General features: G+C 60.7%; 17 protein-coding genes and 1 pseudogene. 7 read left to right on the top strand and 11 right to left on the bottom strand.

The genetic code is table 11. The features are described from left to right. Positions 1–37: 37 nt before the first annotated feature. Both tauA and FQ705_RS04665 read right to left on the bottom strand, forming a co-directional pair. Entirely contained in the window at positions 38–1,093 is a 1,056-nt protein-coding gene (tauA, locus tag FQ705_RS04670; protein WP_144138249.1) for a taurine ABC transporter substrate-binding protein, read from the bottom strand. A gap of 321 nt (positions 1,094–1,414) precedes the next feature. After that, positions 1,415–2,932: a PLP-dependent aminotransferase family protein gene (locus FQ705_RS04665; RefSeq protein WP_144138248.1), complete on the bottom strand. Its 1,518-nt coding sequence runs from the start codon at positions 2,930–2,932 to the stop codon at positions 1,415–1,417. 96 nt (positions 2,933–3,028) lie between these two features. On the opposite strand from FQ705_RS04665, the gene FQ705_RS04660 reads away from it, so the two are divergent. From FQ705_RS04660 to FQ705_RS04645, 4 genes are all read left to right on the top strand, one after another. Continuing rightward, positions 3,029–4,363 carry an aminotransferase class III-fold pyridoxal phosphate-dependent enzyme gene (locus tag FQ705_RS04660; RefSeq protein WP_144138247.1) on the top strand — a complete coding sequence of 445 codons (1,335 nt, stop codon included), beginning with the start codon at positions 3,029–3,031 and terminating at the stop codon, positions 4,361–4,363. Next, the gene (locus FQ705_RS04655) at positions 4,360–5,091 is read left to right on the top strand and encodes a sulfite exporter TauE/SafE family protein (protein WP_144138246.1); all 732 of its coding nucleotides are present in this window, start codon (positions 4,360–4,362) and stop codon (positions 5,089–5,091) included. The genes FQ705_RS04660 and FQ705_RS04655 overlap by 4 nt, the downstream gene beginning before the upstream one ends. A gap of 45 nt (positions 5,092–5,136) precedes the next feature. Then, a complete protein-coding gene (locus FQ705_RS04650) occupies positions 5,137–5,889 on the top strand; it encodes an SDR family NAD(P)-dependent oxidoreductase (RefSeq protein WP_144138245.1) in 753 nt (250 codons plus the stop codon). Positions 5,890–6,029: 140 nt separating this feature from the next. Next, positions 6,030–6,959: a LysR family transcriptional regulator gene (locus tag FQ705_RS04645; protein ID WP_144138244.1), complete on the top strand. Its 930-nt coding sequence runs from the start codon at positions 6,030–6,032 to the stop codon at positions 6,957–6,959. 120 nt (positions 6,960–7,079) lie between these two features. Here the strand turns inward: FQ705_RS04645 and FQ705_RS04640 are convergent, their stop codons facing one another. The 4 genes from FQ705_RS04640 to FQ705_RS04625 all read right to left on the bottom strand — a co-directional run bounded on the left by FQ705_RS04640 (position 7,080) and on the right by FQ705_RS04625 (position 9,150). Next, positions 7,080–7,751: a peroxiredoxin-like family protein gene (locus tag FQ705_RS04640; RefSeq protein ID WP_144138243.1), complete on the bottom strand. Its 672-nt coding sequence runs from the start codon at positions 7,749–7,751 to the stop codon at positions 7,080–7,082. A gap of 48 nt (positions 7,752–7,799) precedes the next feature. Continuing rightward, entirely contained in the window at positions 7,800–8,366 is a 567-nt protein-coding gene (locus tag FQ705_RS04635; RefSeq protein ID WP_144138242.1) for a carboxymuconolactone decarboxylase family protein, read from the bottom strand. A gap of 215 nt (positions 8,367–8,581) precedes the next feature. Beyond that, the gene (locus FQ705_RS04630; RefSeq protein ID WP_144138241.1) at positions 8,582–8,800 is read right to left on the bottom strand and encodes a hypothetical protein; all 219 of its coding nucleotides are present in this window, start codon (positions 8,798–8,800) and stop codon (positions 8,582–8,584) included. Continuing rightward, positions 8,800–9,150, bottom strand: coding sequence for a hypothetical protein (locus FQ705_RS04625; protein ID WP_144138240.1), 351 nt, complete (start codon positions 9,148–9,150; stop codon positions 8,800–8,802). Before FQ705_RS04625 ends, FQ705_RS04630 begins: the two co-directional genes overlap by 1 nt. Before the next feature lie 631 nt (positions 9,151–9,781). Here FQ705_RS04625 and FQ705_RS04620 point away from each other — a divergent pair. Then, positions 9,782–11,104 (top strand): TIGR00366 family protein, encoded by a 1,323-nt coding sequence (locus tag FQ705_RS04620; RefSeq protein WP_144138239.1) that lies wholly within the window; start codon positions 9,782–9,784, stop codon positions 11,102–11,104. A gap of 704 nt (positions 11,105–11,808) precedes the next feature. Here FQ705_RS04620 and FQ705_RS04615 read toward each other — a convergent pair. The 4 genes from FQ705_RS04615 to FQ705_RS04600 all read right to left on the bottom strand — a co-directional run bounded on the left by FQ705_RS04615 (position 11,809) and on the right by FQ705_RS04600 (position 16,817). After that, complete coding sequence (locus FQ705_RS04615) at positions 11,809–12,534, bottom strand: aspartate/glutamate racemase family protein (protein WP_144138238.1); 726 nt, start codon at positions 12,532–12,534, stop codon at positions 11,809–11,811. Continuing rightward, positions 12,531–13,739, bottom strand: coding sequence for a DUF917 domain-containing protein (locus FQ705_RS04610; RefSeq protein ID WP_144138237.1), 1,209 nt, complete (start codon positions 13,737–13,739; stop codon positions 12,531–12,533). Before FQ705_RS04610 ends, FQ705_RS04615 begins: the two co-directional genes overlap by 4 nt. Next, on the bottom strand, positions 13,729–16,047 hold the full coding sequence (locus FQ705_RS04605) for a sigma-54-dependent transcriptional regulator (RefSeq protein ID WP_144138236.1): 2,319 nt from the start codon (positions 16,045–16,047) through the stop codon (positions 13,729–13,731). Before FQ705_RS04605 ends, FQ705_RS04610 begins: the two co-directional genes overlap by 11 nt. Before the next feature lie 308 nt (positions 16,048–16,355). Then, positions 16,356–16,817, bottom strand: a complete 462-nt coding sequence (locus tag FQ705_RS04600; protein WP_144138235.1) for a response regulator — start codon at positions 16,815–16,817, stop codon at positions 16,356–16,358. Positions 16,818–17,623: 806 nt separating this feature from the next. Between FQ705_RS04600 and FQ705_RS04595 the strand changes: the two genes are divergently transcribed. Next, complete coding sequence (locus FQ705_RS04595) at positions 17,624–18,283, top strand: flavin reductase family protein (protein WP_144138234.1); 660 nt, start codon at positions 17,624–17,626, stop codon at positions 18,281–18,283. Positions 18,284–18,430: 147 nt separating this feature from the next. On the opposite strand, the pseudogene FQ705_RS04590 reads toward FQ705_RS04595, so the two are convergent. After that, positions 18,431–19,018 (bottom strand): annotated as a pseudogene (locus FQ705_RS04590) (ISNCY family transposase); the annotation flags it as partial. On the opposite strand from FQ705_RS04590, the gene FQ705_RS34325 reads away from it, so the two are divergent. Further along, the coding region (locus FQ705_RS34325; RefSeq protein ID WP_222105626.1) for a hypothetical protein at positions 18,993–19,250 on the top strand (258 nt) is incomplete at its 3' end. The pseudogene FQ705_RS04590 and the gene FQ705_RS34325 sit on opposite strands and share 26 nt — an antisense overlap.

Genomic DNA, 19,250 nt, shown 5'->3' with positions numbered 1-19,250 from the left:
GTTTCCGTGGATAAATGAGCGCAAGCGCCGCTTCTGCTTACTTCGCGGCCGCTGCAGCCTTGATGTACTGATCCGTGACGCCTACCGAGTAGTCGGGCAACGTGCTTTGCAGCGTCTTCTGCTCCTTCAGGAATTGCGCTGTCGCCAGAAGCGATTTCGCAGCACCCGAATTCTTGCCCCCGCCCAGCCACTTATCGGACATCTGCTCCTGCGGCGTCGGGAACTGGTAGAGCGCGAGTGAATCCTTCACTTCATCCGGTGCGCCACCGCTCACTTCGGCGATAGCCTTGCCTTGCGGCGTGGTGCCGACCCATTGATCCGGATGCGCCCGGTAGTCGGCGTCGCCCTTCGCCAGAATCTTCACGAAGCTCGTCATGAATTGCGGATTGGCTTTTGCCCAGTCGCTATTGACGACGAAACCGTCGAAGGTTGCGAGACCCGTTTGCGACGCGATCTTGCCGGAGGTGGTAACGACCTTGCCGTTCGCTTCGATCTTCGTGAGGACCGGATTCCATACGTAGGCCGCGTCGATATCGCCACGCGCCCACGCAGCGGCGATTTCCGCGGGGCGCATGTTCAGCACCTTGACATCGCCGTCGGCGAGACCGGCCTTCTTGATCGCAAGCAGCGCGTGAAAGTGACTCGTGGACACGAACGGCACGCCGAGGCGCTTGCCCTTCAACCCCGCGACCGACGTTACGCCGGAGCCGTCGCGCACGACGAGCGCCTCGGCGTCGTTGATGTTGTCGAGAATCCAGAAGAGCTGGATCGGCAAGCCCTGGCTCAGACCGGCTGCGACCGGGCTCGACCCGGCTTCGCCGAGTTGCACGTTGCCCGAGGCCATCGCGCGAATCACATCGCCGCCGCCGCCGAACTTCCGGTAGCTCACCTTGTAGCCCGTTTCCTTGCCGGCCTCATCGAGTTGCTGCGCGTAACGCCAGGGCACCATCATGTCCTGATAGGCAATCGTGACTTCCTTGTCGGCAGCAAACGCGCTCGTCACCAGAGATGCTGCGCAGATCGCGGCAATCGCACGAAGCAGACGGGGAAGGGAAACGCGCTTCGCATCGGGGAACGGGGCAAATGCTTTCATGCGGTGATCCTCTTGGTCTTGAATGGTTTGAACGATGACAGCGGCGCAACGTAACTGCCGTGTCTGGATCCTTTTGTTGCACGTTCCTGACCAGCGGATGGAGCCAGCGGGGGTTTTCGATTGGGCCAGCACTCGGAACGTCGACACCTGGGGGCAGAAGCAGGCTGTGAATGAACATCCCTACTTCGACACGACGATGGCCCCTATCGGCGTGGCCCCGTTGCAGTGCGATCCGGTGCAACTTGTTGTGCATGCCTGCACAATGCTGGGTCGTCGATCATGTGTCGTCGCGACGCCTGGCATCGTCATGTCGCAGAGGGCTCAAGACGCCACGACCGCTCGACGCGATGGATGCCGCCGCGTATAAATATCCACCAGACGGGCGAGTTCGCGAACGCCGGGTTCGATCCGCTCGACCCCAATCGATGAGAAGCCCAGTCGTATATAAGGTTCGCGCATCGCTTCGTAAAAGAACGGTTCGCCCGGATCGAATAGCAGCCCTTGCGCGATACACGCGGCACGCAGTGCCGTCAGGTCGGGGTTGCCCGGCAGCTTCACCCACGCCGACGAGCCACCGTGCGGGACATTGAAAAGCGCATCAGGCAGATAGCGTCGCAGCGCGTCGATGAGCGCGGCTGCGCGTGCACTCAAGGTCTGGCGTGTCTGATTTAGCAGGCGGTCGTAATGGCCCTGTTCGATGAACAGAGCGGCGGCCACCTGGTTGTTGCCGGGCGCCTGACGGATCATCAGACGCCGCATCACGCGCAGTTTTTCGATCACCGATGCGGGGCCGACAACGTAGCCGATCCGCAAACCCGGCGACAACAATTTGGACAGGCTGCTGAGATAAATCACGCGATCGCACTTGTCGATTGCCTTCAGCGCGGGCAGCGGTTGACCGACGTATTGCGTCTCAGGGTCGTAATCGTCCTCGAAGATCACCTGATCGTAGCGTGCCGCATGGTCCAGCAAGTCGAGACGGCGGTCGGTGCTCATTGTTACGCCAGTTGGACATTGATGGCTTGGCGTGCAGTAGACGTAATCGCAGGCAGCCAATTCCGGCGAACGTTCGACACCGAACGGGTCCACCGGCAACGGTGCGACGCGCGCACCGTTGCGCGCAAAGATATTGCGCGCATCCATATAGCCGGGGTTTTCGACGCCGAATACCGTGCCCGGCTTGGCAAACAGCCCCGCCAGCAGGTACAGGCCGTGTTGTGTGCCCATCGTCAGGAGGATCTGATCGGGCGTGGCGGCAATCCCCCGGCGCGGCAGTACGCGCCGGATCAACTGGTCGATCAGGCGCGATGAATCGCCGTGTGCGCCGTCCTGAGCCCAACTTTCGACGGACGGCACATCGAGTGCCTGGCGGCTGCACTCACGCCAGTCGGACAATGGAAAAAGCTTTGGATCGAACTGGCCGAACACGAACGGGTAGCGGAATTTCTGCCAGCCGGCGGGCCGGTCGAGCCAACGGAACGAGTCGCCGGAATGCGACGTGCGCGCGTGCCAGTCTGGCCGATGCAGCATCGCCGCGCCGTCGACCTGGGCCGGTTCCGCGTGACGGATCGCATCGCATACATAGAAGCCGTCGCGCGGCCGAGCTTCCAGATAGCCGTCCGCTACCAGCCTTTCGTAAACCAGCACGGCCGTGTTGCGCGACACACTGGCGAGCGTCGCGAGTTCGCGACCGGACGGCAAACGCAATCCGGCCGGCAGGCGGCCATCCAGAATCGCGTTGACCAAAGCGGTGCGCAACTGCACTTGAAGCGGCGTACCGCCGCGCGCAGGCGTGGGCAATAACTGCTGCCACATCAGATCGTGTTCGCTGCGATGCATGGAATTCCTCGCTGGCACCATGGATTGATTCTGCTGGCATTATGCTGGCGCCAAAAAAGTTGCAATCATGGTGACACTCTCCGAGGAACTGCCACTATGAGCACTACGCTAAACGCTTCGCCTGCCTTGCCGTCGATGCAGCATCAATGGCTGCCCTTTACGCCGAATCGCGAATTCAAAGCGGATCCGAAGCTGTTCGCGCGTGCGAAAGACCAATACTTCTACGATCCCGAAGGCCGTGCGATTCTCGATGCCGGGTCGGGTCTGTTCACGACGCCCGCTGGCCACTGCCGCACCGAGATCGCCGACGCCGTCCATGCGCAACTGCTCGAACTCGATTTCACGCCGAGCTTTTTGCGGGCTCATCCCAAGTCGTTCGAACTGTCCAACCGCCTGGCCGGACTGCTGCCTGGCGGCGTCGACAAGCTTTTCTTCGTCAGTTCGGGGTCGGAAGCGGTCGATACCGCGATGAAAATCTGCCTCGCGTATCAACGTGCCAAAGGCGCGTCGGGGCGCACGATGTTCGTGTCGCGTGAACGGGCTTATCACGGCGTCAATTTCGGCGGTATCGCGTTGTCGGGGATGGTCAACAACCGGCGCGCCTATAGCAATCTGGTGCACGGCGTCGTGCACATGCGCGATACGTGGCTCGAAGAAAACCGCTTCCAGATGGGGCAGCCGCAACATGGCCGTGAACGTGCGGACGATCTGCTGCGCCTGATCAATCTGCACGGCGCGGAAAATATCGCTGCGTGTTTCGTCGAACCGATTGCCGGATCGACCGGCGTTCTGGTGCCACCTGTCGGCTATCTGGAGCGGCTGCGCGAGATCTGTACGGCGCACGGCATCCTGCTCGTGTTCGATGAGGTGATTTGCGGTTTTGGGCGCACCGGCCAGGCATTCGCGGCACAAAGTTTCGGCGTGACCCCGGACCTGATCACGATGGCCAAGGCCTTGACCAACGGTTCGGTGCCGATGGCGGCCGTCGCGGTGGCGACGCACGTTCACGACGCAATCGTCGACACGGCGCCGGACGGTGCCATTGAGTTTTTCCATGGCTACACCTGGTCGGCGCATCCGGTTGCATGCGCCGCCGCACTCGCGGCGTTGGACATCTACCGCGACGAAAAGCTGTTCGAGCGTGCACAGGATCTGTCCGGCTATTTCCTCGAACAGGTCGCGAGTCTGCGCGACATTTCAATCGTCACGGACATTCGCGGTTACGGCATGATTGCCGGTGTCGATATGAAGTCCGATGGCAAGCCGGGACATCGTGGCCATGTGCTGCAAAAAATGCTGTACGACGCCGGACTACATCTGAAAACTACGGGTGATTGCGCAATCGTCTCGCCGCAATTCGTGTTCGACCGCGAACACATCGATCGTACGGTCGCCGTGCTGCGCGACACGCTGACCGCAATGGAAGCATGATCCTCGTCGCGCCGCTCGCTACGGTTGCGTGGCTCGCGGCAATCGGTTTCGCGGCGGGCGCGGCGAAAGGTCTGACGGGTTTCGGTGGGGCACTCGTCATGGCGCCGTTGTTCGGTTTGCTGATCGACGCGCCCGATGCCGCGTCGCTAATCGTGATGGTGCATTGCGCGACGTCCTTGCAGGGAATGCGTAGCTGGGGCGGCGCCGTTCGCTGGCGCGCGGTGGTGCCGCTCGCGGCGGTCGCACTAATCTGCGCGGCACTGACTTCGCATTGGGTCGCGCATGGCAACGCGTTCGCGTTGCGGCATCTGATTGCATGTGCCGTATTGCTGGCGACCGCGTTGCACATGCTCGGCTGGCGCTGGCGCCATGATGGTTCGTGGCGGCCGACGCTAGCTGCGGGCCTCGTCAGTGGCGCATTGACGGCGCTCGCGGGCCTGGGCGGGCCACCCGCAGTTTTCTATTTCTCGGCACTGACGCAAGGCACAGTGTTGCGTTCAAACCTGCTTGGCTATTTTGCGGTGCTGTTCGGCGGCGCGACGCTACTACTGATCTTCAATCTCCAGATCCGTTTGCCACAGCTTTACACGGCCGCTCTCCTAGTACCGGTATTTGCAATGGGTGTGCGACTCGGCGAGCGCGCTTGCGGGTTACTCGCGCCTGCATGGTTCGACCGGGTCGTGTGCGGCCTACTGCTTTCGTCGGGCATGGTGGCCTTACTGACCTGAGGTGCCTGTCAATCTCGCTTTAAACAATACATTGGGGCGGCACGGATGAATATTCTGGTAACGGGCGCGAGCGCCGGTTTTGGCGAAGCAGTCAGCACACGCCTGTGCAATGAAGGACATCGGGTGTTTGCGACGGCTCGACGTGTCGATCGCCTGAACGCATTGGCGGAGCAATGCGGTGCGCAACTGGTGCCCAAAGCGCTCGATGTTCGCGACAGCGCGCGTGTTACAAGCTTGCTCATGGAAATCGAGCAGGAGTATGGGCCAGTCGACGTGCTGGTCAACAATGCCGGCATCGCGCTGAACGCGGAACCCGCGTGCGACGTCCCGCTCGCCGATTGGGAAGCGATGGTCGACACCAACATCAAAGGCTTGATGTATTGCACGCATGCCGTATTGCCGGGCATGGTCGCTCGCAATCGCGGCTGGATTTTCAACCTTGGTTCGATTGCGGGTACGTATCCCTATCCAGGCAGCAACGTCTATGGCGCGACGAAGGCCTTCGTTCATCAGTTCAGCCTGAATCTACGTGCCGATCTGGTGGGCAAACAGGTGCGCGTGACGTCGATTGAACCAGGCTTGTGCGGCGGCACGGAGTTCTCGGTGACACGCTTTCATGGCGATGCAGCGCGTGCGGCCCGAGTGTACGAGGATGCGACGCCGCTCACCGCCAGCGACATCGCTCATATCGTTTCGTGGCTGCTCGCGCTGCCGGCGCACGTCAATGTCAATGCGATCGAAATTATGCCGACGAGCCAGGCGTCGGGCAATTTCGCCATCGTCCGAGGGGAGGGCTGAGGCGGCAGTGATGCCTTGGCGCTCCGGTGACTTTCCTTCCACCGGGTCGCGGCATCCTCGCCCGTATTGGTCCTTTGCGCGTTAGACTTCGACCTGATTGCTGTGCATGAACCACAACCAGTTGAAGGAGCAAGGCTCGCATGGACCGGATGGCCGCGATGGAAACTTACGTCAGCGTCGTCGAGGCAGGCTCGTTCTCAGCGGCTGCAAAGCGACTCAAGCTAGGTCAGCCCGCCGTCTCGAAGTCGATCGCGCAGCTCGAAGAGCGTCTTGGCGTGCGACTATTGCTGCGTTCGACACGCGGACTGACCCCGACCGAAGCGGGCCAGCGCTTTTACGAACATGCACTGCGCGCGATCGAGGAAACCGATCGTGCCGAGCAGGTCGTGCGCGATTCGTCCACGGGATTGTCCGGCGTCCTGCGGGTCAGCGCTGCGGTGACCTTCGCGCGCCTGCATATCCTGCCAGTGCTCAAGTCCTTTATGGACCGGCACCCCAATCTACAACTCGATATCATCCTCGACGATCGCACCATCGACCTGCTCGAAAAAGGCGTAGATGTGTCATTACGGATGGGTTCGCTCGATGATTCCTCGATGACCGCACGTCGCATAGCGCGAGGCCGGCGGGTGGTTGTCGGTACACCCGCCTATTTCGCCGAACATGGCATCCCGCACTTGCCAGCCGACCTCAGCCAGCACCAGGCGGTGGTCTATACGCTGCGTGGAGGCGGTGAATCGTGGGCGTTCAGCCAGAAGGGCAATGCCGTGGCCGTGGTGGTCTCGGGCCGCGTAAGCGTGAGTGCGGCTGAAGGCATGCGGGCGGCTGTCCTTGCGGATATGGGTCTCGCCATCGCGTCAGAGTGGATGTTCTCGTCCGAACTGGCCAATGGCACGGTTCAGTCGGTGCTCACCGACTGGGCGCTACCGGCTATTGACCTTTGGGCTGTGTTTCCAGCCGGCCGGCTGGTGAGCGCGAAGGCACGTGCCTTCGTCGAGTTTGTCGAGGAAGCATTGGGTAAGCCAACCGGCGGCGCGAGTAGCGCCCCGGAAGCCGAGCTTGCCGATTGACGCACCACGGTGAACGCGAAGCGTCTGGCCCGTCACGAAAGGCGTCCTTGATAGTCCTTCCATGAAGCACAAAGTCACCTAGCCGCGCCAAAGAAATCCGGCGCGGCAAGAGGAGGGCGTTCAGGCCTGGGCTGTGGCTTTCTTCAGCACCGGGAACATATCCGACGGGTCAGGCCGACGCGTGTAGTCCGGGTTGACTTCGGAATACAGCACGATGCCGTCCTGGCCGACGACGTAACGCGCGGGCATTGGCAACGTCCAGCTGGGGTCGTTGTTGAAACCCGGCAAATCGTTCTTTAGATTCTTGTACAACTCGACGAGATAGTCGGGCAACGCGAAGCGCAAACCGAAGGCCGCACCCGTTTGACCATCGACGTCGCTCAGCACGGGGAAGCCCAGTTCGTTGTCGCGAACAGACTTCCGGCTATTGACCTGCGTCTGCGGCGAGATGGCGACCACATTTGCGCCGTAACGCTGGATCTCGGGCAATGCCTCGTTAATCGCCTGCAGTTCGATATTGCAGTATGGGCACCATACGCCGCGATAAAACGTAATCACGAGCGGGCCTTGTTTCAGCAACGTTTCCGAAGAGACTTCGTTGCCATCCTGATCCTTCAGGTTGAAGTGCGGCGCGCGGTCGCCGGCCTGGATGGCGCGGCTCGCCTGACCACTCGCGATCAGCTCCGCTGTAGCGCGTTCCATGACCGGATGAATTTCAGGCGGTGCTTTATAGGGCGGTTTGCCGGCCTTGAAATCTGCCCGAAATGCGTCGAGTTTGTCTTGCAGTGACATGAGTGTTCTCCCTGGAGAAATGGACCGTCATCAAGATGAAAGAGATGTTTACGCCGTCACTGCAGCAGGCTTCGTCCACTCGTTGCCATGCATGAAGCTATCGAGTTCGGTGTGGACGATGTGGTTGGTGTAGTTGCTCATCACCTTGGTCGCCACGCCCAGGATGACTTCGAGTACGTTCTGACGGGTATAACCGGCGGCGAGGAAGGCGTTCACTTCGGCTTCGGAAACAAAGCCGCGTTCACGTACCACGAGCGTAGTGAACCGGTGCAGCGCCTCGAGCTTTGCGTCGGGTAGCGTCGTGCCGGCACGTAGCGCGGCGATTACACCGGCGTCCATCTTGATCATCTTTGCGAGTGTGGTATGACCGGCCATGCAATAGTGGCAGTCGTTCTCGAAGTTGGAGGTCAGGAATACGACCTGTTGCTCGTGCGGCGTCAACGTGCTCTTCGAGAACAGGTCCCACAGCGTCGAATAGCCAGCCAGCAGCGCCGGGGACTCAGCCATGTGCGCCTGGAGGTTCGGCACAAAGCCGAAAGCGCGTTTGGTGTCTTCGAGGCTGGCCTTCGATGCGGCCGGCGCGTTGTCGATCGTGTAGGTCTGGAAAGCGCTCATCGTGTGTGCTCCTGTTGGTTGACGATGAGCGAATGATGAAGCGCAGGGGCCTTGCGAAGAAGGCTGGCGCCGTCGATAACAGTCATTCCTGAAGGGCATAAACCGCGGGAGGCGGGGCAGACAGGAATGAGTTGGGTCCCAATGGATGAGGCGCGGCGGATAACAGAGGGGAGTCGCGCGGGCCCATGTCTCTGTGCGCGACGACTGGCTCGAACCTATCCGTGGCTGTCGATCCATGCACGCGCCCATTCGAGCCCGGCATGCTGCGCCTCTTCGTCTCGATCGAACAAGCCGAGCACACCGGAGGCTTCGATCACTCTGTTGTTTTGAGTGATCGTCCCGCTGGCTGCGTATCGCTCAGGCTGAAGTAGTTCTTCCTGCTGGCGGATCGCATGGCCCCAAATGTTGTAGCCGCGGTAAATCTCCGATTCCATTAACGCGCGACTCCAACGGAAGTGTGGCGCGAATCAACGCGCAGGATGTTGCCCTCAGGCGTGATCTGCCTCGGAATATCGGTCACATCGGGCTCAGTCGTGCGCAACTCATCTGGAGTTTTACCTTGCTTTGCCATTACCTTCGGCACCGAGGCCGGACTCGGTCGTCCGCGGAACTTCACTGCGCGCGGAACCGCATGGTGATGTATGGACTGCTTGCGCGCCGGCTTCATGTGGGAAACGCCACCACGTGCTTCGGGCGGATTCCACACCTCGACATAGCGTTCACCCGCCGTTGCGGCGGAAGCAACTACCAGCAGAATCACACCTGAACTCAGGAAGCGAAACATATCCTCTCCATATCTTGCGACTTTACGCGTTGCACGACTTTGCAAAGCCCAAGCATCAGGCGTTGCAGCCGACGCAACCGTACCAGGCGCCAGATCGTTTTCACAACGCTAGAACGTCGGCTCGCTACCTTTCCGCTGCGGACGGCTTCGTGAATGTCTCGCCCGAAAAAGTGACTGTTACTGCTGCAGAAAGCCATGCATGGCACTGTACATTCATACAGTTATTTTCTCAAGCATGCGCTCGCTTCGAAGTCGGGTAATTTCGATTCCGCTGCCTTTTTCGATCAAGGCGGTCAGGTGCTCTGACGCGGTAAGCGCCCTTGCATCCGCGGCCGGAAGTGAATCGCAACCACCAGCAAAAGAGCGACTTCGGCTCGCGCCGATTGCGCTAGTAGATTCATTGCTGGAGGGGTTTGCGATCATGCGGGAGTGTCCGGCCGCGCGAAGACTTTCGCCCGACTTCTAACGCAACTCCGAGGAACGCCATTGCCTGCGACGCGTCCTCCGAATCGCCGTCGAGCTCCAAGGCAACCGATTCCATTCTATGCAAGAATCCGGGCGGCGCGCAGGCCTGAACGGTCCGGGACGAATCGGTCTGCCAGCTTTATCAATAGGAAACTGGAGCAGACAATTGATTCAACGTATCTCAGGATTCTTCACGCAAGTGGTGCACCGGTTTTTGCCCGACCCACTTATTTTCGCAATTTTCCTGACCATCGCGACGTTTGCTCTTGCGTTTGGTCTTACGCCCAAGCCGCCCGCTGAACTGATCACGTTGTGGGGCGCCGGATTTTGGAATCTGCTCGCATTCTCGATGCAGATGGCCATCATTCTGGTCACGGGGCATGCATTGGCCAGTTCGGGGCCGGTGAAGCGGCTGCTCGTGGCATTAGCCAGTTCAGCCAGAACGCCTGGCCAGGCTGTGATGTTGGTCGCGTTTGTCGGCGCCGTTGCCTGCGCGATCAACTGGGGTTTCGGGCTGGTCCTCGGCGCGATGCTCTCACGCGAGGTGGCGCGGCGAGTGAAGGGGACCGACTACCGTCTTCTCGTCGCGTGCGCCTACATGGGATTCTTGACCTGGCATGGCGGATTGTCTGGCTCTGTCCCGCTGGTTGCTGCCACGAAGGGTAATCCGATGGAGAAGACCATCGGACTCATTCCTGTATCTCACACCATCTTCACCGGCTACAACGCGTTTATTACTTTCGGCTTGATTATTCTCCTGCCAATTCTCGCGCGGTTAATGATGCCCAAGCCTGAAGACGTGGTGACCGTCGACCCGGCGCTCCTCGAGGAACCGCCTTCGGTGGAACGCAAGCTTCCGGCAAATGCCACACTTGCAGAACGGCTGGAAGAGAGTCGCGTGCTTGCGATGCTGGTTGCGCTGACCTGCGCGACGTTCCTGGTCGTGCGCACGGTCCAGAAGGGTTTCATCCTCGACATCGACACGGTCAATCTCGTGTTCCTGGCCGCCGGCATGGTCCTTCACAAGACTCCGATGGCCTACGCCAGAGCGGTGGGCGTTGCTGCCAAGGGCGCGTCGGGCATCATGATCCAGTTCCCGTTCTATGCGGGTATCCAGGCGTTGATGGACCATTCAGGCCTGGCCGGTGTCATTACCAAATGGTTCGTCGATATCGCGAACGTCCACACTTTTCCCTTATTGGCGTTTCTCAGCTCTGCCGTTATTAACTTCGCTGTGCCGAGCGGCGGTGGTCATTGGGTAGTGCAAGGCCCGTTCGTTATGCCGGCAGCAAAGGCGCTAGGAGCTGACCTCGGAAAGGCCGCCATGGCGATTGCCTATGGTGAGGCGTGGACGAATATGGCGCAGCCGTTCTGGGCGCTACCAGCGCTGGCTATTGCGGGGCTCGGCGTGCGCGACATCATGGGATATTGCGTGACGGCGCTTCTTTTTTCCGGCGCGGTGTTTGTTGCCGGTTTGTATCTGTTTTGATTTGAATAAGGTCGATCCGCCGCTGCCTGCCTTCGAAAGGTAAGCAACGGCGGTCAGCCCCACAGCGGCTCCTCTGGTGCATAGCCAGACGATGTCCACTATTACTGTGTCCCACCTTGGCGACGATCTTCTCTGCGGAAGAAACTGGCCGCCGATCGTTGACACATGACAGCTACTACAACAACAGCACAGCCCTCTCATTCTTTACTGGCGATCAGGAAATCTTGTCGTTCTATTCGATAGGACGTTTCGCGCCCCCCGGCGCGACACACGATAAAGCCTGATGCCCCCGTCCTACACTTGTCTGATTGGTCTTCTCGGCGGTACCGCAATTCACGTCTACAGTTAAGCAAAACCTATGCCATTCAGTTCAAACAGATGGGCGGGGACTGCTGCGACATTCCAGGGGCGATGACGGTCATTCCCGTCCACTAATTTGTGGCGGATTGGACGATTTCGACCAATCCGGCGCTTGGGCTTGGGCAATGCTCCATTTCCGTCCATTCTGGTGACGAGCAGGAGCAAGAACGTGGCCATCGACGCGAGTAGCGTTATCAGAATGACCCAATGCGGATTTTTGACGTCGATGTGTGGCCGAACGGGACCGGTTCGGCCACGAGCGGAAACACGGGAAGAGACAACGAACAGGACAGAGCGGAGACATCCGGCGCAACGCACCGGATGGGAGCGGTGAGACAGCCGTGCTACGACTGGAGACTGACCTTGCTATAGGTCAGCCGGCTGGGGCGGACCTGCATACGCACGAGCGAAACGAGGAAGCTGAACCCAGCCTGATTCGGATCGATCACCGGCACATACGCGCCGAGTGCTTCGCCGAGCAGCGTCGAGACGCGCTTCGCGACGTCCACGAACCCTGTGCAGCCAAGCAGGATGGCCTGCGCGCCGTCGTCCTTGATTGCCTTGAGCGCCGCCTCGAAGGTGCGAACAACCACCACGTCGATATTCTCGAGTTGCGCCACCGGGCAATCGATCGCGCGGATCGATGCGAACGTGTCCTGAATGCCGTACGTTTGCGGATGACCACGCTGCATCGCGAGCGTGCTTTGCAGGATCGTGATGATCGAGAAGCGCTGACTGAGCATCAGCGCGGCAAAAGCCGAAGCCGGAAAACCGCCGATGATCGGAATATCGATCACTTCGCGCGCGGCTTCGACGCCGCACATGTCGAAGTCGGTCAGCCAGATGCCGTCGAAGCCGTCGTTGGCGATTGCCTGCGCGAGTTCGACCACGGGCATGCCGTTCTGCAGCCAGTTCGTGCGGTTCTCGATATCGGGATGCCCCTGCGTGATGTTGCGGATTTCGACCAGCACGTCCTGCGGCACGACCGGCGCGATTGCCTTCATGATGCGGTCGTTGTATTGCGACGTAGCCACCGGCACGAGCACACAGATGCGAATCGGCGAGTTCAAGATGCGTCTCCCTGACCCGTCGATTCGAGCGGTACGTACGGCCCGAGATAGTTGAGCGAGTTCAGCAACTGCAGGAAGCTGTCGAGATTGAGCCCGGGCTTGCGCAGTTCCTTTTCGGCACGCCAGGCGATCAGCGTCACCGGACGCTTGCCGATCACCGGATTCAACGAGCCGTCGTCGTTCACGAGGTCACCGTTACTGAAGATAGACTGGCCTTCGCCGCCGACAAAATACGCGACGCTATCGGGCGCCAGCACGATCGGTTGCGCACGTTGGCTATCCCACGCGAGCAGCGACTCGTTCTGGTACATCACCGTGTACGTACGCGGACCTGCCTGAATGTGAACCTTGCCAAGATCGAAACCGCCGGCCGTATCGACTTCAGCCGAAACCAGCTCGCCGGGTTCCGAGATCGCCCGTGCGGCAAGCCCGCAATGGTCGGCGAGATAGCGGAGCATCTCCTGGACGCTGCCGAGTTTGCCGGCCTGTACCGCGCGTCCGAGTTCCAGCGCGCGTGTGAGCGTGCCGCGAATCGGTGTCGCGCGGCCTATATCGGCGGGCGTCATGACCCACATCGCAAGGCCGCCGAACTGACCGAATTCCGGATCGGCGACGACCGGACGCATCATCTGCTCGACGATTGCCGACACGTCGCGCTGATGGGTCGGGTCGCCATTCTCGCCACTGCGCGGCGTCACGTCGAGTTCGACACACAGTCCACCCTGGCTGACCAGGAACGCCGGGCGCGGATCGATTTCCGCAGCCGCGAAAGTCAGCATGGGCAGCGAAGGCACGGCACGGCCGGCGCCGTCGGCGTCGATGACTGCGAGGCCGAGCTTCGCCGCGACGAGCGCCGCCACCGTGAAGCCCAGCGCACCGCTTTCCGGCGGCATCACGTAGGCAAGCTTTTGCGATTGCGATGCAAGCCGGCTCTGGACGTTTTGTGCGGCTGTCACCGGCCCCAGCGGGTAGATGGCCAAATTAATCGCTTCAGGCGCGCCGAGATAGGCGACCATGACGGCCGCGCCTTCGGTCGCTTCCTCGACCGACACGACCTTGACCGTGTCGGTCGAGTAGTACTCGCCGACAACAAAATGCTCCGCGAGATGCCGCGCGGATTCGATCGTGCCGCCACCGCCGCTGCCGAAGAACGCTGCTCCCAATAGCAGCGGTTCCAGATCTTCACGGCGTAATTCATAAGCCATTTGCGATTCCTTTACTTTGGGTGTCGAGAGAAATGTCGTGCCGGAGTTCGGCGAGTAACGCTACTGCGCTGGTCATGCGCGGCGTCCGATCCGTCGTCAGACCGCGCAAGCCACGTTCGATGGTATCGATCGCTTCAGCGCGGCGGCCCATGGAGCGGAGCAGGTCGGCCAGATAGCGCGCTGCGTCTACGCGCGCGGGCACCGAGCCGAACGCCAGTGCCGTGGACATGGCCGTGCGCAGTCCCTGTTCCGCGGCGTTCAGATCGCCGAGTGCCCACTGCGCGCGCGCCCGGGTGACCAACAGCTCCCCCAGGTACACTCGCTCCTGACGGGCAAGCGTTTCATCGATCGCGGTGGCGAGGATGGCCTCGCAGGTCTCTGGGCGTCCTGCGCGCAGCAGTAGTTCGCCGTGATGCCACGTCTTGAAGGAATAGAACAGCGCGCCGCCATTGCAGACGACGTGGTTGTCGAAGCCGTCGATCATGACGGTCTCCGCTTCGTCCGATTGGCCGAGCGCGCTGAGGTGGCACGCGCGCAGGACCTGGCCGACGCCGCGATAAAACGCGAAGCCGTTCGCGATCGATACCGATTCGAGTTCGCTCGCCAGATCTCCGAGCCGGTCGACGTCGTCGAACAGGCAGGCGAGCCAGGCGGCGCCCTGCAGGTTGACCGCATGGGCAAACGCGTGCGCGCCCGGCTCGGACGACCGGAGGATCAGCATATCCATCGCCCGCCGCGCCTGATCGAACGCGCCGATCTGGTAGGCGGCGAGTCCTTCGAACGTCAACGCGAGACTGGCCAGGTCGATGCCTTGTGAGCCGGTGCGGGTATCGTTGCGCCCCACGTCGAGCAGGTTGCCGCGCGCGAGGCAGGCCAGCGCTTCCTCGCTGTCGCCGAGCCAGAAGAGCGTATTGGTCATCGCGACGTGGGCTTCGTCGAGCGACACCCGGTCACCGCTGTTCTGAGCACGCTGCACCATGTCCTGGGCGGTCGCGCGCGCCTGCTTGAGTTGGAGTGTGGTCAATTGCGTGGTCCACACGCCGAACTGGATCGCGGCGATTTCGGCTGGTTGACAGACATTTTCGCCGATGGCCAAGGCGGCCGCGTAGCAGGCGGTGGCTTCCGCGTACAGCCAGCCGTGCACACTGCGTAAGCTCATGCCGAGCAGACGGTAGGCGTCGAACTGAAGACGCCGCACGCCTTCCTGTTCCTGGCCCGTTTGCAGCACTTCCAGGCAGCGGCGCAGCGCCGGAATGGCCTCCGCGAAGCGCGACTCCTCGATCAGCGCGGTGGCATGCTCCAGACACTTGTGCGCTTCGCGATGATGTTCCTCGCGTGACTTCAGGCGCCGCTCGATGGTCTTGCGCCCGACGCCCAGCAAGGTCGCGGCCGCGCTCTTGTTGCGCCCGCTCCGTTCGAGCGCGCGGTCGATCAGCAGATCTTCGGCGGCGGCGAGCTTGTCGCGCCCATCCAGTTGCAACAGCATGTCCGCGAGGCTCGCGCGCGACACCGGGCCAGTGGTTTCGTTGGCAAGAAAAGGTTCGAGCGTGTCGACGTCGATGAGTGTGTTCTCGGCGAGCACGCTCAACTGACTGATCAGGTTGCGCAACTGCCGGATGTGTCCCGGCCACGCATGCTGGCTGAGCCGCCGGACGGCCGCTGGCGAAAACTCCAGCCGGCGCGTGTGCTGTGCCGCGAAGTGGTTGACGAGCGCGGGGATGTCTTCGACGCGCTGCTCGAGACCAGGTACCGCAAGCACGAAGACGGCGAGCCGGTAGAACAGATCCTGCCGGAAGAGTCCGTCGCGAGCGAGTTCACGCAAATCACGATGGGTCGCGGCGACCACGCGGCCCGCGAAATGAAGACTGGTCGACGAACCGATTGGACGGAAGGTTCGTGTTTCGAGCACACGCAACAGTTTCGGTTGGAGCGCGAGCGGCAGTTCGCCGATTTCGTCGAGCAGCAGGGTGCCTTTGCCGACCTGCTGAAAGAGTCCCTGGCGGTTTTCGGCTGCGCCGGTGAACGCGCCTTTCACGTGCCCGAACAATTCGGCTTCGACGAGATTTTCTGGAATGGCGCCGCAGTTGACGTCGACGAACGGCTGGTCCTGGTGCAAGCTGCGCGCGTGCACGCGACGCGCGACCAGTTCCTTGCCCGAACCGGTCGGCCCCAAAATGAGCAGCGGGTGATCCGTCGGTGCGACCCGATCGATCATGCGGACCAGTTGGCGAAATGCTGGCGCGGCGCCGATGAAAGTGCTGCAATCCGCCTTGTTTTGGGCGAACGGAACGACAGTGGAAGAACTCATTACAACGGCGCTCCAGATAAACCGCGTGGCGTGACGCGGAAACTGCCTTCGAAAAACCTCGGCGGACGGCTAGGCGCTAATTTCGCGTCCTCGGACATCCTACGCTTTGGGTGCGCCGGGCCCGTCCATGGAAAAAGCCAAAGTATGACGGCTTATTGCTGACGGAGGTTTTTGGAAATTAACCTTGAATTAGCCCCTGTCGGCGGCTTTCCCGCGAGCGCGTGTACGCGATGCAACGACCGCCGAAACAGGTTGTTGGGATAACGCAGATTGGTTGGTCGTCGTGGCTTGCTACCTGCGCGACCTGATTAGCGCCCGGACAGATGGCTATATTCCAGGAACGTCACCAGAACGTCGATCACTCGCCACGTTTCACAGGGGCGTCTGAAATGGCCGTCGAAACCAGCCAGCTTGAGCGCCTCAATTGGCTCGTCGGGTGCAAAATTACTCATGGCAATCAGTAGCAGATTGGCCGCGGTCGTTCCGGAGCGCAGCGTCCTCGCAAATTCATAGTCGGGCGCCTGGTCCAGTCGTGTGTCCATCAACACTACGGCTGGCATGTGGGTCTCGAGCAGTTGACCAATGCGCTCGCGATCCTGGGCAAACTCGGTTTCCAGTCCTTTCAGGCGAAGTAACATCGAAATCGACTCGCCGACCGCTCTATCCTTGTGTGCGACCAACACGCGCCTGTTCACAGGTTGGCCACGACAACGATTTATCGTCCATAGAGCAAACTGAGTCTCTTCCTCGCTCGGCAGTCGGCGGGCCATTTGAGCTTCCTGAATACAGGCGTGCGTTTGTTGTAATGTGGCGGCAAGAGAAAGCCGCGTCTGATATGAGCACTTCAATGTACTCTGGCAGCGGGCGTAAGCGCATCGTCCGCTTCTTCGGCAATCGACTCACTTGACGAAGCTGTTATCGGTCGGGTATTTCAAAGGTGGCATGCGACTGCCCGGTTCACGTGGTAACGGCACGCGGTGCAGAAACTTGAGACTATTTTGCGGGGTCGAGGAAGCTGCAGAGGTCTACTTCCCGGAGGAGATGTATGTTGCAGAAGTCTGCGCTGCAAAGCGGCTGGAAGGCTGCCAACGTTGAATATCGCTTTGGGGGCGCTTTGCAGAGCGCGGCTTTGACTTGCCTGGCTTGACCGTGACCGACCCGGCTACTATCTACGTCAGCGTTGCATCGAGATCTTCACGCGTGAACTCACGCTGCTGCTTCGTGCTGAGTTTGCGCTGGTCGCGGTCGCGCAGCAGCCTCCGGTGCGAGCGCGCCGGCGATCCTGCGGAGCGCAAATTATTACGGTGAGGCTCCAGTGCTTTCATTTCGTTCAGACGTCCTGTACGTACCTTACCGGTGACCGACTTTATTGTTGCCTTTGCTTTCGCCGAAGCAGTCTGCGACGGTGCAAGCGGAGCAGTTTTTGCCGTTGCAGGCTTTGCTACTTCGATCAGCGCTGAACGTCACCGCTGCGTGCGAGCATTATCGCGTCGAGGAATGACGAAGCAAGAACCGGAGTGTTTCGGACGCGGGCAGCTCGCATCATGCAAGCATCCACTCAGGGAGCACGGAACTCATGAATAAACCTCACGTTGTCGCCGAACCTCACATCCTGTATCTCGGAACGCCCGTTGTTCTGATCAGCACCGTCAACGAAGACGGGACGCACAATCTCGCACCCATGTCGTCGGCCTTCTGGCTGGGTTGGCGAGGCGTGCTTGGCATCGCGTCCGCATCGCAAACCACACGCAATCTGCTTCGCACTGGCGAATGTGTGCTCAATCTTCCGTCAGTCAATGAGGTAGGCGCTGTCGACCGGATCGCACGAACCACAGGCACCTATCCGGTCTCCGAATTTAAGCAGGCGTTAGGCTACGCCTATGAACCCGACAAATTCGGCCGCGCAGGGATGACAAGAGAGGCATCGGACACCGTCAGGGCTTCGCGCGCGCTCGAATGTCCGATTCAACTCGAGGCTGTCGTCGCGGCAACTCACGGCATCGGCGAAGACAGTGACGAACTGCGCGGCTTCCTTAGTTTGATCGAAGTGCGGATCCAGCGCGTTCACGTCCATCCCGATCTGCTGATGGAGGGTCACGTCAATCGGATCGATCCGGACAAGTGGTCGCCTTTGATCATGAATTTCCAGAAGTTCTATGGACTCAGCGGACAAGTTCACGCGTCCAGACTCGCCGAAATACCTGAAAGGGCGTACGAGCCGCTATCGAAGGTTTGATGCAGACGTCCAACGCTCCTCTGCGGAGGAGCCGATCTGTTCTACCTACTTCAGCAGGTAGAACAAGGTTTTGCAGGCTTCAGTCATCGCGCCGAATCGTCAGTCGCCACGAGAACAGAACCGCTTGCCGTGACACTAGATTTAAGCACGCGTCGCCTCGAAGTAGCTGAAGGCCGATTCGGTCGCCGTGAAGTGAAGCATCATCAGCCGGCTCGTTGCATCGTCAGCGTACACCAGCAGCGTGCACTGCAGCGCCCGCGCCTCGAACCACCGGTGATCACTGCCGTCGATCTGGATCAGCTCGCCCAGACACGCGCGGCGATTCCTTGGCTGGTGGATCATGGGCGGCCGTTGTTGACGAGGCGTCCATAAGCCTGCATCGATCATCAGATGCCGAACCGTCTCCTTGGCCAGCTTCAGTTCGTGACACTCGCGCAGCTTCTCGCAGGCCAGCGTCGGCCCGAAATCGGCGTAGCGCTCCCTGATGATGGCGACAGCCCGCACCGCGATCCCGGCATCGATCCGGTGATGCCCTGGCTGCCTGCAGCGGCGCGAGACCAGCCCGGGCGGTCCTTGCTCGCGCAGCCGGGCCACCAGTCGTCGAACCTGACGCGTCGTCAACGACAGCCGCTCGGCGGCCCGCCAAGGCTTGAGCAACCCGTCGACCACCGACTGGATGACCTTGAACCGGTCCAGCTCGCGCATCGTCATGGTGATCGTGTCCGTTGCAGCCATCGCAGCCTCCGGCACCGGAAGATCGGCGCCGGTCAAGCTTATGCCGCCGGAAAGCGGACATCTGGATATGGCTAGAAGCGGACATTACAACTTAGCCTCTACATGTTATGTCGAGGCCATTCTTAAATGTCGCAGCGGCAGCAAAGTAGAAGTGTCGCTGTCAGAGAATGAATTATCCTTTCGGTGCGGGTTTGAACACTGGGTCCTGGGGGCGGGGCGTTGTTCTGCCAAT

The organism is Paraburkholderia sp. BCC1884, from assembly GCF_900996225.1.
GTDB lineage: Bacteria > Pseudomonadota > Gammaproteobacteria > Burkholderiales > Burkholderiaceae > Paraburkholderia.
Note: the sequence above shows the minus strand (reverse complement) of the source record. Positions and strands in the feature narration are given on the sequence as shown.

Coding starts and splice junctions, on each gene's coding strand:
- tauA (WP_144138249.1), bottom strand. CDS start 1,093: ATGAAAGCATTTGCCCCGTTCCCCGATGCGAAGCGCGTTTCCCTTCCC.
- FQ705_RS04665 (WP_144138248.1), bottom strand. CDS start 2,932: ATGCATCGCAGCGAACACGATCTGATGTGGCAGCAGTTATTGCCCACG.
- FQ705_RS04660 (WP_144138247.1), top strand. CDS start 3,029: ATGAGCACTACGCTAAACGCTTCGCCTGCCTTGCCGTCGATGCAGCAT.
- FQ705_RS04655 (WP_144138246.1), top strand. CDS start 4,360: ATGATCCTCGTCGCGCCGCTCGCTACGGTTGCGTGGCTCGCGGCAATC.
- FQ705_RS04650 (WP_144138245.1), top strand. CDS start 5,137: ATGAATATTCTGGTAACGGGCGCGAGCGCCGGTTTTGGCGAAGCAGTC.
- FQ705_RS04645 (WP_144138244.1), top strand. CDS start 6,030: ATGGACCGGATGGCCGCGATGGAAACTTACGTCAGCGTCGTCGAGGCA.
- FQ705_RS04640 (WP_144138243.1), bottom strand. CDS start 7,751: ATGTCACTGCAAGACAAACTCGACGCATTTCGGGCAGATTTCAAGGCC.
- FQ705_RS04635 (WP_144138242.1), bottom strand. CDS start 8,366: ATGAGCGCTTTCCAGACCTACACGATCGACAACGCGCCGGCCGCATCG.
- FQ705_RS04630 (WP_144138241.1), bottom strand. CDS start 8,800: ATGGAATCGGAGATTTACCGCGGCTACAACATTTGGGGCCATGCGATC.
- FQ705_RS04625 (WP_144138240.1), bottom strand. CDS start 9,150: ATGTTTCGCTTCCTGAGTTCAGGTGTGATTCTGCTGGTAGTTGCTTCC.
- FQ705_RS04610 (WP_144138237.1), bottom strand. CDS start 13,739: ATGGCTTATGAATTACGCCGTGAAGATCTGGAACCGCTGCTATTGGGA.
- FQ705_RS04605 (WP_144138236.1), bottom strand. CDS start 16,047: ATGAGTTCTTCCACTGTCGTTCCGTTCGCCCAAAACAAGGCGGATTGC.
- FQ705_RS04600 (WP_144138235.1), bottom strand. CDS start 16,817: ATGGCCCGCCGACTGCCGAGCGAGGAAGAGACTCAGTTTGCTCTATGG.
- FQ705_RS04595 (WP_144138234.1), top strand. CDS start 17,624: ATGAATAAACCTCACGTTGTCGCCGAACCTCACATCCTGTATCTCGGA.